Origin of the sequence: Nocardia sp. NPDC058497 (genome assembly GCF_042720195.1) — a bacterium.
GTDB lineage: Bacteria > Actinomycetota > Actinomycetes > Mycobacteriales > Mycobacteriaceae > Nocardia.
On sequence record NZ_JBHXMY010000112.1, the window covers coordinates 1 to 13,419 of the forward strand.

9 protein-coding genes and 1 pseudogene are annotated in these 13,419 nt (G+C 69.3%); 8 read left to right on the forward strand and 2 right to left on the reverse strand.

Features of this window, described 5'->3' with window-relative positions; translation table 11 throughout:
* The first annotated feature begins 86 nt into the window (after positions 1-86).
* Both ACFWPJ_RS10700 and ACFWPJ_RS10705 read left to right on the forward strand, forming a co-directional pair.
* The gene (locus ACFWPJ_RS10700) at positions 87-542 is read left to right on the forward strand and encodes an NUDIX hydrolase (RefSeq protein ID WP_308426122.1); all 456 of its coding nucleotides are present in this window, start codon (positions 87-89) and stop codon (positions 540-542) included.
* The gene (locus ACFWPJ_RS10705; RefSeq protein ID WP_378849570.1) at positions 539-2,962 is read left to right on the forward strand and encodes a DUF6049 family protein; all 2,424 of its coding nucleotides are present in this window, start codon (positions 539-541) and stop codon (positions 2,960-2,962) included. Before ACFWPJ_RS10700 ends, ACFWPJ_RS10705 begins: the two co-directional genes overlap by 4 nt.
* A 72-nt stretch (positions 2,963-3,034) precedes the next feature.
* On the opposite strand, the gene ACFWPJ_RS10710 is transcribed toward ACFWPJ_RS10705, so the two are convergent.
* On the reverse strand, positions 3,035-3,892 hold the full coding sequence (locus ACFWPJ_RS10710) for a hypothetical protein (protein ID WP_378849572.1): 858 nt from the start codon (positions 3,890-3,892) through the stop codon (positions 3,035-3,037).
* Between the two features lie 678 nt (positions 3,893-4,570).
* Between ACFWPJ_RS10710 and ACFWPJ_RS10715 the strand changes: the two genes are divergently transcribed.
* The 6 genes from ACFWPJ_RS10715 to ACFWPJ_RS10740 all read left to right on the forward strand — a co-directional run bounded on the left by ACFWPJ_RS10715 (position 4,571) and on the right by ACFWPJ_RS10740 (position 12,956).
* The gene (locus ACFWPJ_RS10715) at positions 4,571-8,395 is read left to right on the forward strand and encodes a murein biosynthesis integral membrane protein MurJ (protein ID WP_378849573.1); all 3,825 of its coding nucleotides are present in this window, start codon (positions 4,571-4,573) and stop codon (positions 8,393-8,395) included.
* A 328-nt stretch (positions 8,396-8,723) separates the two neighbouring features.
* Positions 8,724-9,281 (forward strand): RNA polymerase sigma factor SigM, encoded by a 558-nt coding sequence (gene sigM / locus ACFWPJ_RS10720; RefSeq protein WP_378849580.1) that lies wholly within the window; start codon positions 8,724-8,726, stop codon positions 9,279-9,281.
* A gap of 95 nt (positions 9,282-9,376) precedes the next feature.
* Positions 9,377-10,105: a hypothetical protein gene (locus ACFWPJ_RS10725; RefSeq protein ID WP_378849575.1), complete on the forward strand. Its 729-nt coding sequence runs from the start codon at positions 9,377-9,379 to the stop codon at positions 10,103-10,105.
* 97 nt (positions 10,106-10,202) lie between these two features.
* A complete protein-coding gene (gene trxB, locus ACFWPJ_RS10730; protein WP_378849577.1) occupies positions 10,203-11,189 on the forward strand; it encodes a thioredoxin-disulfide reductase in 987 nt (328 codons plus the stop codon).
* 42 nt (positions 11,190-11,231) lie between these two features.
* Positions 11,232-11,564, forward strand: coding sequence for a thioredoxin (gene trxA, locus ACFWPJ_RS10735; RefSeq protein ID WP_189031738.1), 333 nt, complete (start codon positions 11,232-11,234; stop codon positions 11,562-11,564).
* 198 nt (positions 11,565-11,762) lie between these two features.
* Positions 11,763-12,956: an N-acetylmuramoyl-L-alanine amidase gene (locus tag ACFWPJ_RS10740; protein WP_378849578.1), complete on the forward strand. Its 1,194-nt coding sequence runs from the start codon at positions 11,763-11,765 to the stop codon at positions 12,954-12,956.
* 158 nt (positions 12,957-13,114) lie between these two features.
* On the opposite strand, the pseudogene ACFWPJ_RS10745 reads toward ACFWPJ_RS10740, so the two are convergent.
* Positions 13,115-13,419, reverse strand: a pseudogene (locus tag ACFWPJ_RS10745) (hypothetical protein); the annotation flags it as partial.

Genomic DNA, 13,419 nt, shown 5'->3' on the forward strand with positions numbered 1-13,419 from the left:
GGGTGTGACCCCGGCGCGATCGCGCGAACAGTCGACGCCGCCAGCCGCGGCGGCGGGGTTCGGCGAGCAATGCCGGAAAACCGCGCATGCGCACGGTGCGCGAGACCTCGGCGGGCGGTCTCGTCGTCGACGGTCTGGACGGTCCTAGCGAGCACCGCTCCGCAGCGCTGATCGGGCGCACCGATCGCCGGGGACGGCTGCTGTGGTCGCTGCCCAAAGGGCATATCGAAGCGGGGGAGACCTCCGAGCAGACCGCGATTCGCGAGGTCGCCGAGGAGACCGGCATCAACGGCGAAGTGGTCGCCGAGCTGGGCAGTATCGATTACTGGTTCGTGACCGAGGGCAGGCGGGTACACAAGACCGTGCACCATTTCCTGCTGCGCTCGCTCGGCGGTGAACTGTCCGACGCCGACGTGGAAGTCACCCAGGTTGCGTGGGTTCCGTTGAGCGAGTTGGATTCCCGATTGGCCTACGCCGACGAACGGCGGCTGGCCGAAGTGGCGAATCGAATGATCGACCGGATGGAGACCGGCAAGCGATGACGGGTGGACTGTTCCGGCTGATCACGGCGGTCCTGACCATCTTGGGTTCGGTGACGCTCCTGCCGGCGGTCGGGCACGCGCAACCGAACGGGTCGGGCGCGTCGACACCGAAATTCCTCAAGCTGACCCTGGACGCCATCGCGCCCGGCACGGTCACGACGAGCAGCGACCCGATGCTGACGGTGTCGGGCACCGTCACCAATATCGGCGACCGGGTCGTCGACGACGTCGCCGTGCGGATCCAGCGCGCCGCGCCGGTGGACTCGCCGAGCGGACTGCGCAGTTCGCTGCGGCTCGATCAGGTGAACTACGAGCTCACCGGGCCGTTCCAGGATATCGCCGAGCGGTTGAGTCCCGGTCAGCGCAAACAGTTCTCGGTGCGCATCGCGTTGCGGGCCGGTGGCGAGGGCCCTTCGCTCCAGCTGACCGATCCCGGGGTGTATCCGCTGCTGCTGAACGTCAACGGGGAACCCGCCTACGGCACCCAGGCCAGGCTCGACGATGCCCGCTTCCTGCTGCCGGTGCTCGGGCTGCCCGGCACGGGCAGCGAGGCAGGCGGCGCCGAGCCGGTGCCATCGCCCGCCGAGGCGACGCCGGTGGCGACCACACTGATCTGGCCGCTCGCCGACCGGCCGCGCATGGTCGCGGGCAGGCCGGGGTCGGTCAACGGGCAGGCGGAACTGCTCGACGACGAGCTGGCTGTTTCGGTCGGCAAGGGCGGGCGGCTCGAGCAGTTGGTGTCCGCGCTGGAAACGATCGCCCCGGCGCCCGGTCGCGAGCGCGGGGTGGCGAGTTCGGTGTGTATCGCGATCGATCCCGACCTGGTGTCGACCGTGCAGACGATGACGCGCGGCTACCGGGTGCTGGCCAGCCCGTCCGATCCCGAAGGCGCGACCAGGGAGGGGACCGGGGCGGCGAGCGCGCAGGCCTGGCTCGACCGGTTGCGCGCGCTGGCCGGGTCGATGTGCACGGTGGCGTTACCGTTCGCGCAGGTCGACGTGTCGGCGCTGGCCGCGGTGAACGATCCAGGCCTGTCCGCGCGGGCGCTGCTGGCACCGGCCGACGTGGTTGACGCGATTCTCGGCACCCGGTCGCTGCGCGGGGTCAGCCTGCCCGATTCCGGCAGCATCGACGATCCGGCCGGGCAGCTGCTGCGCGGCCACGGGTACGGGACGGCGGTGCTGGCGAGCACGGCCGTGACCACCGACGGCGTGCCGAGCGATACCGACAACGCCCTCACCTCCGCGCCGGAGACGCTCGAACCCGGCGTCGTCGTCGGTGGGGAGCAGGCGGCGCCGGACGTCGTCCGGGTGCCGGGGGTGAGCATCGACCCTCCGACGGCCGCGCCGGCGACGACCGACCCCGCGCTGCACGTGACGACCTTCGACATCTGGTCGGCGACCGCGCTGGCCGCCGTCGGCTCGAACCCGCCGACCCCGTCGTTCACGCCGTCGAAGGTGCGTTTCGATGTCACCAAAGACTCGCGCGCGGCCCGATTGCAGGACGCGCTCGGCGCGATGGCCTGGACGGCCCTGAACCCGGCGGCGGACCGGCCGCGCTCGCAGCTGCTCATGCCGCCGCAGCAGTGGGGCGCCAACCGGGAAGAGGGCATCGCGCTGCTCAAGCAGATCGAGCTGCTGACCCGCAACAACCTCGCCAGCCCGCGCAGCTTCGCCGAGCTCGTCGCCCAGGCGCCCGACCCGCGCCCGTTCGCGCTCGAGTACCTGCCGCGCGCCGCCCAGGACGCGGCGCCGGAGCGGTTCGTGGCGCCGATCCACGCCCAGGGCGCGCGGATCACCGAGCTGATGCGCGCGCTGGTCGAGCTGCCGGAATCCGAGCTCACCCCGCACGCCTTCATGACACCCGTCAAGGAAGACCTGCTGCGCGCGCTGAGCCTGTCCGACCGCAGGACCGACGACGACACCCTGGCCGATCTGTACGCCGAGCGCCGCATCGATCAGGCCACCCGCGAGCTCGACGGCATGTTCGCTGCGGTGTCGGTGCTGCCGCCGGGCGGGGTGTACACGCTGGCCTCGGAGCAGAGCCCGTTGCTGCTGGTTGCCCGCAATGAACTGCCGGTCGCGATCCGGGTGCACTTCCGGATCGAGGCGCCCGCCGAGACGAACATCACCGATATCGGCGAACAGCTGCTTCCGCCCTTCGGCACCCGCTCGTTCCAGATTCCGACCGAGGTGAGCGACAGCCGTAAGCTGGTGATTCCGATTTCCCTTACCACGCCCGACGGCGTTGCGCTAGGCGAGCCGACCTCGGTGTCGGTGCGCTCGAACGCCTACGGACAGGCCTTGGCCATAATTACGGCATGTGCCGGAATACTGCTGTTGCTGTTGGCCGGGCGCCGACTCCTGCGTCGGTTCCGCGGGCAACCCGATCCCGCCGACGAGGGGTTCGAACGGCACTGATCGCCCGCGCCTGACACGCGGGCGGGGGAACATGGCAGACAAGGACGAGAGTGGCACGGGTGAGCGAAACGCTCATCGGACCGGCGGGATTCGCGGGTTACGCCGGGTACAGGAGGCATGATGGGCGACGATGATTCCGCTCATCGGCACGACCACGACGATCGTCGCGACGGACCGGCACAGCGCCCTACGCCCGTCGCGCCGTGGGAGCGTGGGATGACGGCCGGGGAGCATGAGGGGAACGTCGCCGCACCACGTCCCGGTGAGCCGGGGCGTGTGCCGCAGCCGCCATATCGGGCTGCAGATCCTGGCTACGACCAGCAGGGTGGGCGTCGTCAGCCTGGTCCTCGGCCAGGTGCCGAACCTCAGCCAGGTGCCGGACCCCTGCCCGGCATGCCACCTGGTCAGGCTGGATACCGTCCCGGGGAGCAGTCGCCCGGGTATCGGCCCGGTGAGCAGCCGCAGGCCGAGTTCCGTCCCGGCGAACAGCCATCCGGGTTTCGGCCCGTGACGCCGGATCATCCCGGCGCATCGCCTGCGGGTTACCGCGGGCAGGATCAGCCGCGCGGTCCCCACGGCGACAATCGTCAGCCACCGCCCCCAGCCGGTCGATCCGGTGAATTGCCGCGCGTGCAGCTGCCGGGCCAGTCCGGTGAATTTCCGCAGCAGCAGCGCCAAGGGCAGATCGGCCGTCCCGGCGTTCCGCCGCAGCAGCAGCCCGGTCCAGCTGATCGTTCCGGCGAGTTCCCGCAGCAGCAGCGGCCTGGTCAGATCGACCGACCCGGCGTTCCGCCGCAGCAACCCGGTACCGCCGGACGCTCGGGCGAGTTCCCGCAGGCACAGCGCCCGGGTCAGCCGCAACCGCCGCGTCCAGGTTCCGGCGCGCGCCCGGGGGACTTTCCGCCGTCGCGTCAGCCCCAGCCTCCGCACCCCGCGCAGGGTGCTCGTCTTGGTCAGCCACCCCATCCCCCTCGGCCGGGATCGGGCGCCCGCCCGGGTGAATTCCCGCCCGACCAGGCCCCGGCCTCCGACGCGCGCTCAGGTGAGTTCCCCCAGCAGCAGCGGCCCGCGCCGGGCTCCGGTGCACGCCCGGCGGCGTTCTCGCCTGACCAGGCCCCGAGCCCCGTCGCGCGTCCGGGGGAGATTCCGGCCAGGCCCGGCCAGGCCTCGGGCTCGGACGCGCGTTCGGGGCAGCGGCAGCGACCCTCCGTGCCTGGTTCCGGCGCGCGCCCGGGTGAGTTTTCGCAGCGACCCGGGCAGGCCCCGCGGTCAGGTGAGTTCCCACAGCAGCAGCGTCCCGCGTCGGCGCACGAGTCGCCTTCCGGTGCGATCCCGCGGCAGGCGCGTCCCGATATCGACGCGGGGGTACGCCCCCAGCGACCTCAGGAAGGTGCGGTTCCGCCGCGCCCAGCGACCGGTGCGCGCGCGGGAGACCTCCCCTCGCGCGGCCCACAGTCCGGTGCTATTCCCAGGCAGGGCCGACCGGAGCGGTTCGGCGAACAACCCGGCGGTCCGGATCGCAGGCCCGGTGGCGATCACGACGCCGCGGGGCGACGACCGGAGGGCCAGGAGCGTCGCAGCGCCCGGCAGCGCCCCTCGTATCCCGGGATGCCGGGCACACCGGTCGGCGCGCAGGCGGAATCCGCACGTGGCTCGGCGAGTGGTCGGCGCACCGCCGTGGACGACCAGGCTGCCGCCAAGACCCAGCGGATCGCGCGCCCCAAGCGGGTGACGGCGGAGAAGCCCGACACCCCGCAGAGCGCCAACGCGAAACTGCTCAAGGACTCCGGTTCGATCGCTGTCGCGACGCTGGTCAGCCGGATCACCGGGTTCGCCAAGCAGCTGCTGCTGCTGACCGTGCTCGGTCCGGCCATCGCCAGTGCTTTCATCTCGGCGAACCTGATCCCGAACATGATCGCCGAGCTGGTGCTCGGAGCCGTGCTGACGGCGATCGTGGTTCCGACGTTGATCCGCGCCGAGCAGGAGGACGACGACAACGGCGCGGCGTTTGTGCGCAGGCTGGTCACCGCCGCGTTCACGGTGTTGTTCGCCGCGACAGTACTGGCGATTGCCGCGGCCCCGATCCTTGCCACGCATGTGTTCGTCGATTCCGACGGCAAGGTGAACACTGAGCTCACAACGGCGCTCACCTATCTGCTGGCGCCCGCGATTCTGTTCTACGGCGCATCGGCGCTGTTCACGGCGATCCTGAACACCAGGCAGGCCTTCAAACCAGGTGCTTGGGCGCCGGTGCTCAACAACATGGTCATGCTGGTCGTGCTGGCCGTCTACGCACTCACTCCGGGCGAGATCACGCTCGATCCGGTGCGAATGGGTGACGCGAAGCTGCTTGTACTTGGTCTGGGCGTCACCGCGGGCGTCGCGACGCAGGCGCTGAGCCTGCTGCCGGCGCTCCGCCGCCACGGCATCGACCTGCGTCCCCTGTGGGGGATCGACGCTCGGCTCAAGCAGTTCGGCACGATGGCCGCGGCGATCATTCTGTACGTCCTGATCAGCCAGATCGGCATGACCGTCGCCAACAACATCGCGTCCTCCGTCGACGTGGCCGGCCCGGCTATCTACACCAACGCCTGGTTGCTGCTGCAGTTGCCGTACGGCGTCCTCGGCGTCACACTGCTCACCGCGATCATGCCCCGATTGAGCCGCAATGCCGCCAACGATGACACACCAGCCGTGGTCGACGATCTCTCTGTCGCCACGCGACTCACGATGATCGCGATGATCCCCGTGGTCACCTTCCTGACCATCGCGGGTCCCGAGATCGGCCAGGCCCTGTATGGCTATGCCCGGTTCGCCGGCGATGCCGAACGGCTCGGCACCGCGGTGAGCTGGTCGGCATTCACGCTGATTCCGTATTCACTGGTGCTTATCCACCTGCGCGTGTTCTACGCCAGAGAACAGGCGTGGACACCCACCTGGATCATCCTTGGCATCACTGCGGTGAAGGTGGTCCTCTCCGTCCTTGCGCCGGTCATCGCCCAGGACGACAAGGACGTCGTCACAATTCTCGGTGTCGCGACGGGCCTCGGATTCACTGCCGGGGCTGTCGTCGGCGGAATGCTGCTGCACCGCAGTCTCGGTGATCTGCGCATGGCCAATGTCGGGCGGACCGTCACCCGAGTCTTGCTTGCCTCGATCGCAGGCGGCGCGGTGATGCTCATCATCGATACCGTCACCCGGATGGACCGACTCTCCGGCGGACCCGGTTCGCTGTTGCGGGTTGCGATCGGCGCGCTGGTGATGTTCTCGGTGGCGTTCGGCCTGATGCGCCTGGCCGGAATTCCCGAGGTCGTGGCGATCACCGTCGCGGTGTCGCGCAAGCTGGGTATCACCCCGCCTGCGCCGGATCTCGGCCTCGACGAGACCCCCGCCGACGACATCTACGCGACCACGGTACTGCGCAGGCCCGACACCTACGGGTTCCCGTCTTATGGGCCGTCCATGGACACCCAGACGATGATCCTGCCCGTCATCCGGCCGGGCGCTGTTGACCTCACCGGCCAAGCACAGTTCCCGTACGCTGTTCGGCAGACCGACATGGGTAGTGATGTCGTGAACACGCGGAAAGATCCGCGAGATCAGGGCGAAGGAGGACCGAGGGTGAGCGATGACGCGGTGGGCGGCGTCCCGGCCGCTGATTCTGCGGCGCGCGCAGCAGGAGGAATGTCCACCGATGTCGATCCTGCCGCGTCCCGCGCGACAGGATCCGAGCATGCCGACACGCCCGACGAGGCCGAAACGCCACATAACGGCTCGGCAGCCGACGAGCGACATCCGGCGGACGAACCACGGCAGGACATGCCGCCACACGATCCCACGTACGACACCGGCATGTTGCCGATCCCGCCGCAGGTCCCGCCGTCGGCGAATCGTGCGCAGCGTGGCCCGAAGCTGATGCCCGGCGCGTCCGTCGCCGGTGGCAGGTACCGGCTGCTGGCGGATCACGGCGGCGCGCGCGGGCTGAAGTTCTGGCAGGCGCTCGACATCAAGCTCGACCGCGAGGTCGCGCTGACCTTCGTCGACGCCGATCAGAAGTCGGGGGAGAACTCCGGCCACGACGGCCCGCAGGCGATCCTGTCGCGCACGCTGCGCCTCGGCCGGATCAACTCGCCCGGCCTGGCCAGGGTCCTCGACGTGGTTCGCGGCAGCTCCGGCGGCATCGTCGTCGCCGAGTGGACGCCGGGTCGTTCGCTGCGCGAGATGGCTGAGACGGTGCCGTCGCCGATCGGCGCGGCCAGGGCCATCAGGGCGCTCGCTTCGGCGGCCGAACTGGCCCACCGCGGCGGCGGCTCGCTCTCGATCGATCATCCCGACCGGATCCGGATCAGCGCCTCCGGTGACGCCGTGCTGGCGTTCCCCGGCACGATCGGTGATTCGGACGCCCAGGGCGACGTGCGCGGGCTCGGCGCGATGCTCTACGCCCTGATCACCGCCCGCTGGCCGATCCGGGTCGGCGGTATGACCGGGACAGCGGCCACCATCGGCGGGCTGCACCTTGCCGATTTCGGGCCGGACGGCACGCCGGTGGAACCGCGGCAGATCCGGCCGGAGGTCCCGTTCGAGATCTCGGCCGTCGCGGTCCGCTCGCTCGAGTCGAACAAGGGTGTGCGCACCGCCGCCACCGTGCAGCATGTGCTCGAGCAGGCCTCGGTCGTCGACCAGAAGACCGATTTCATCCCCGTCCTGCGGCTGGGTCAGCGGGCCGTGGCGAGCGGACCGGATTCGCTCGCCGATCCCGAGCTGCTGGCCGCCGAGCGGGATCGTTCCAAGCGGATGATGTGGATCATGGTCGGCCTCGGCGTGCTCGCCGCACTGGTCGTCGGCATCTTGATCTGGTGGATGGTCAGCATCTTCGCGCCCGGCGCCGCGGACAAGCCGCTGGACGAGCAGGTCAACATCGGGCTCACGTCGAGTGTCGCGCCGCCCGCCGCGGCGCCACCCGCCGGCCAGACCCCGGCCGCGCCGCCGACCAGCTTCCCGGTGCCGGTCACCGGGGCAGCGGTGTTCTCCCCGGAGGGCACCCCGGACGGTGCGGCCACGGCGGGCGCGGTGCTCGACCAGAACCCGGCAACGGTGTGGCACACCGATCAGTACTTCCAGCAGTTCCCCGCCCTCAAGAAGGGCGTCGGCGTGCTGGCCACGCTGCCGTCGCCTGCCAAGCTGACCAATGTCTCGATCACCTCGCCCAGCGCGGGCAGCACTGTCGAGATCCGTACCTCGCCCACCGAAGCGCCAACGCTCGACCAGACCCAGCTGATCGGGGCGGCCACGCTCGGAGCGGGTGTCACCGACATCGCCGTGCAGACCGATCAGGCCGCGCGTTTCGTCCTCGTCTGGATCACCGAACTGGCGAACTCGGGCGGTCAGTTCCAGACCGAGATCGCCGACGTCCGTTTCGACGCGGCACCCTAGTTCGCTGCTGCGATCTCCCACCGCTATCAGCGCAGGTTGCCGCCTACTTCCGCGCCGGATGCCGACCGTCATCGAACCCCGGTCCGGTTGGTGCGCAATTGTTATCGGCGATATGATCGCCCCGCGCTCTCGGCAGGGAGCTACCCAGGATCTGTCGACGTCGATCCTGGACGCCGCGTAGTAGTCAGGTGATGGATCGGCCTCGCTCGCCACGTGAAGTCGCCGTAATGAGCGCTGTCCAAGGGGTCAGGTGTCGCCGGAAGTCAACGAGCAAGTCCGCGGGGGGAGAACGCGGCAGGTCGCCGCATACCGCGATCGCTCGTTCCTCCTGGCGAACGGTAGTGACAAGCAGCTGCTGGCCGCGCATGTCCGCGGCGAGCCGCACGCGTTCGCCGAACTGCTGCGCAGGCACAAGGACCATCTGTGGCAGACCGCGCTGCGCACCTCCTACAGCCGCGAGGACGCCGCCGACTCGCTGCAGGACGCTCTGCTGTCCGCACACCGCACCGCGAACTCGTTCCGGGCCGAGGCCGAGGTGCGCAGCTGGTTGCACGCCATCGTCGTCAACGCCTGCCTGGACCGGATCCGCCGCAACAAGACCCGGCGCGCGATATCGATCACACCCGACGTCATGCCAGAGGCGCTCGACCCGCGCGACGAGTTCGCCGAGTTCGAACTGACGACCGTGGTCGAGGAGGCCTTGTTCACGCTGCCGGAGGACCAGCGGCTTGCCCTGGTCATGGTCGAAATGGAGGGGCGCAGCGTGTCCGAAACGGCGGCCTTGCTCGGCGTGGCGGAGGGCACTATCAAGAGCCGATGCTCCCGGGCGCGCGTACGTTTGCAAGAACGTTTGGACTTTTTCCGGGATCCGGGGAACCGGATCTAGTCCGGATGCGTCATTAACAGTGACGAACAAGTCAGCGATGTAAATCCTGCGATCCGATATCGACAGAACAGGGGAGGTGCGAGGTGTCTCGATCCGTGCCGCAGCCTCCGTTCCCGTCGGAACTGCTGGCCGATCTGCATGCCGACAACCTCGCGCCGGAACTGCGCGAGCAACTGTGGCCGACCGTCAGCACCGACCCAGACGCGCTGCGCTACCTGAATCAGCTCGACGAGGTGAACGCTCACCTCCGCAGGCTCGGCAACGACGAGCGGGTCATGCACCGCATGCCCGACGACGTCGCCGACCGCATGTTCCGTTTCGTCGCCGAGCTGGACGCGGGCGACGGTCCTACCGAACGCTTGACGCCGCCGGAGCTACCGGCCGAACCGCCGGTTTCCCTGGCGCGGTACCGATCCCGTCGCCGGATGGGGCTACTGGCCGCGGCCGCCGCCACGGTGGCCGTCCTGGCCGGCGCCGGCGCGGTCGTCGGCACGCTCGACACCACCGACGGCACGCCGACCGCGGCGAAGTTCACCGAACCGGCCACCCCGGGCGACGAACTCACCACCGCGGCCGCGCTCAGCGCACTGGGCAAGCGCGAGGTCCGCGGTCCGCTGGCCGACGACGCGGCACTGACCCGCTGCGTCCAGGCCAACGGCATCGACCGCGCCGTCCTCGGTGCGTCGAGCATCACCTTCCGCGGCACCGACGCGGTCCTGGTGCTCGTCGTCGGGCCGGCGCCGCCGACCATTACCGCGCTGGTCGTCGGCGCGAGCTGCACCACCGGCACACCCGAACAACTAGCGCTACGCGACATCGGCTGACGCTGCTGCTTCCCGGACAGCGCCGTAGCACCGGGAACAACACCGTTTAGGCTGTTGTTGACCGACACGTCCCCAGCTTGCCTTTCGGAAGGGCCCCATGAGCACGCCAGTTCGCGACCTGATCATCGTCGGCTCAGGACCCGCCGGTTACACGGCAGCCGTCTACGCCGCTCGCGCGGAACTACAGCCCCTCGTCTTCGAGGGCACCCAGTTCGGTGGCGCCCTGATGACCACCACCGAGGTGGAGAACTTCCCCGGCTTCCGCGAAGGCATCATGGGTCCCGACCTGATGGAGCAGATGCGCGAGCAGGCCAAGCGTTTCGGCGCCGACCTGCGCACCGAGGACGTCGACGCGATCGACCTGTCCGGACCCATCAAGAAGGTGACCGTCGGCGACGAGACCTTCGAGGCCTACGCCATCGTCCTCGCCATGGGCTCGGCCGCCCGCTACCTGCACGTGCCGGGTGAGCAGGAGCTGCTCGGCCGCGGCGTGAGCGCCTGCGCCACCTGCGACGGCTTCTTCTTCAAGGGCCAGGACATCGTGGTGGCCGGCGGCGGCGACTCGGCCATGGAGGAAGCGACCTTCCTCACCAAGTTCGCGGCCAGCGTCACCGTCGTGCACCGGCGCGAGGAGTTCCGCGCCTCGCGGATCATGCTCGAGCGCGCCAAGGCCAACGAGAAGATCAAGTTCCGGCTCAACGCCGAAGTGGTGAAGGTCAACGGCGAGAACAGCGTGTCCAGCCTCACCCTGCGTGACACCCGCACCGGCGAGGAGTCCGAGCTCGCCGCGACCGGCCTGTTCGTCGCCATCGGCCACGACCCGCGCAGCGAACTGGTCAAGGGCCAGGTCGCGCTCGACGGCGAAGGCTATGTGCAGGTGACCGAGCCGAGCACCGCCACCGATGTGGCGGGCGTGTTCGCCGCGGGCGACCTGGTCGACCACACCTACCGGCAGGCGATCACCGCCGCGGGCACCGGCTGCCGCGCCGCGATCGACGCCGAGCGCTGGCTCGCCGAGCAGGGCGACATCACCGCGAACACCCTCGACAACGCCGACGGCCCGGCAGCAGTGCCCACCAACTGATTTCGAGCACGTCGAGTTCCACCCCCAGCAAGGAGTACACCCATGGCCGAGAGCGCCAACACCATCACCGTCACCGACCAGTCCTTCGCCGATGACGTCCTGCTCAGCGAGAAGCCGGTGCTGGTCGACTTCTGGGCAGACTGGTGCGGTCCGTGCAAGATGGTCGCCCCCGTGCTGGAGGAGATCGCGGGCACCCACGCCGACAAGCTGACGATCGCCAAGCTCGACACCGAGGCCAACCCCGGCACCGCCCGCGATTACCAGATCCTGTCCCTGCCGACGATGATCCTGTTCCAGGGCGGCAAGCCCGTGAAGCAGATCGTCGGCGCCAAGGGCAAGGCCGCGCTGCTGCGTGAACTCGACGGCTTGATCTGAACGGCGGTGTCCCCCGAGGGCCCTGCGTGGTTACGCTGCGCTACCTCCTCCGGGCCCGCCGGGAACACCGCAGGATCTGACAAAAGCACCTCCGACCGGCCGACGCGCCGTAGGATGCCTGGACCCGGGATTCCCGCAAAGCGCCCCGGGTCTGAGACAATCGAGGCGACGCTCCGGCCGAAGAAAGGGCTCTCACGCATGCACCGACTTCGTCACGGCGATTCAGGACCAGCCGTCGCAGAGGTTCGGAGCACCCTCGCAAGCCTCGGCTTCCTGCATCCCCAGCACGGCGACTACTGGAAGGACACCGACGCTGAGTTCGACCGCCCGCTCGACTCGGCGGTACGCGCGTTCCAGCAGCAGCGCGGTCTGCTCGTCGACGGGGTCGTCGGTCCGGCGACCTATCGCGCGCTGAAGGAAGCCTCCTACCGCCTGGGTGCCCGCACGCTGATCTACCAGCTGTCCGCGCCGCTCTACGGTGACGACGTGGCCACCCTGCAGCGCAAGCTGCAGGACCTCGGCTTTTACGTGCACCGCGTCGACGGCTACTTCGGCCCGCACACCCACGACGGTCTGAGCGCCTTCCAGCGCGAGATCGGCCTGTCCGCCGACGGCATCTGCGGTCCCGACACATTGCGTTCGCTGGATCTGCTCGGCGCGCGCGTCACCGGCGGCAACCCGCACCGCATCGCCGAGGAAGAGGTGGTGCACCGGGCGGGCCCGCAGCTCACCGGCAAGCGGATCGTCATCGATCCCGGATTCGGCGGCGCCGACAAGGGTTTCGCGGTGCCCACCGAGTTCGGTGACGTCTACGAGTCGGAGATCCTCTGGGATCTGGCCTCCCGGCTCGAGGGCCGGATGGCCGCCACCGGCATGGAGACGTTCCTGTCCCGGCCGTGGGGCGCCAACCCCACCGATGCCGAACGCGCGGACACCTCCAACGCCTTCGACGCCGACCTGATGATCTCGCTGCGCTGCGCCACCAGCGACAACCCGTCCGCCAAGGGCGTCGCCGGTTTCTACTTCGGCAACTCGCACGGCTCGGTGTCGATGATCGGGCAGGTGCTGGCCGGCTTCATCCAGCGCGAGGTGGTCGCCCGTACCTCGGTGCAGGACTGCCGGACTCATCAGCGCACCTGGGATCTGCTGCGGCTCACCAAGATGCCGACGGTCCAGGTCGATCTCGGCTACCTCACCAACGAATACGACGCCTCGGTGCTCACCAACCCGCGCATGCGCGACGTGATCGCCGAAGCCATCCTCATCTCGGTCAAGCGGCTGTACCTGCTCGGCCAGGACGACCAGCCCACCGGCACGTACACCTTCGCCGAACTACTCGCCGAAGAACTCGCCGCTCAGGACCGCCTCCCCGAGAATTCTGGCCTGATTTAGGCACGCAGAAGTTCGCTGCGCGGCCGGCGGATTGGTCGGAGCTGAGTTAGCCCGTGCCCGATGAGTTACCCATGTCCATGCGAAATCAGACGGACGAATAACAGAAGCGGCCTCATGTTCGCGAGGCCGCTTCTGTGTTGTTGTAGCCACGTTGTTGTTCAGTGCGCGCCGACGCGGGTGGGTGGTTCCATCGATGCGGCTGCCAGTAGTTGGTCGAGAGCGCGCTCGACGTCTTCCTTCCAGCCGTGGTCGGAATCCAGTTCCAGGCGCAGCCGGGGGAAGCGGTGATGCGGGGCCACCACTTCGAAACCGACCTCGGTGAGGAAATCGGCGTCGATCATGCAGGTTTCGGGGGTGCAGTGGGTCGCCGCTGCCCGGTCCCCCCGCCGCCCCGCGATGCCGTCCCACAAACCCAACGACCAGCCGACACCCCGGTCGGCCCCCGCGGAGCGCGCCGGGCCCG

Bases quoted from the DNA above. Each gene is read 5' to 3' on its own strand.
- ACFWPJ_RS10705 (WP_378849570.1), top strand. From the start codon at position 539: ATGACGGGTGGACTGTTCCGGCTGATCACGGCGGTCCTGACCATCTTG.
- ACFWPJ_RS10700 (WP_308426122.1), top strand. From the start codon at position 87: ATGCGCACGGTGCGCGAGACCTCGGCGGGCGGTCTCGTCGTCGACGGT.
- trxB (WP_378849577.1), top strand. From the start codon at position 10,203: ATGAGCACGCCAGTTCGCGACCTGATCATCGTCGGCTCAGGACCCGCC.
- ACFWPJ_RS10715 (WP_378849573.1), top strand. From the start codon at position 4,571: ATGCCGGGCACACCGGTCGGCGCGCAGGCGGAATCCGCACGTGGCTCG.
- ACFWPJ_RS10740 (WP_378849578.1), top strand. From the start codon at position 11,763: ATGCACCGACTTCGTCACGGCGATTCAGGACCAGCCGTCGCAGAGGTT.
- trxA (WP_189031738.1), top strand. From the start codon at position 11,232: ATGGCCGAGAGCGCCAACACCATCACCGTCACCGACCAGTCCTTCGCC.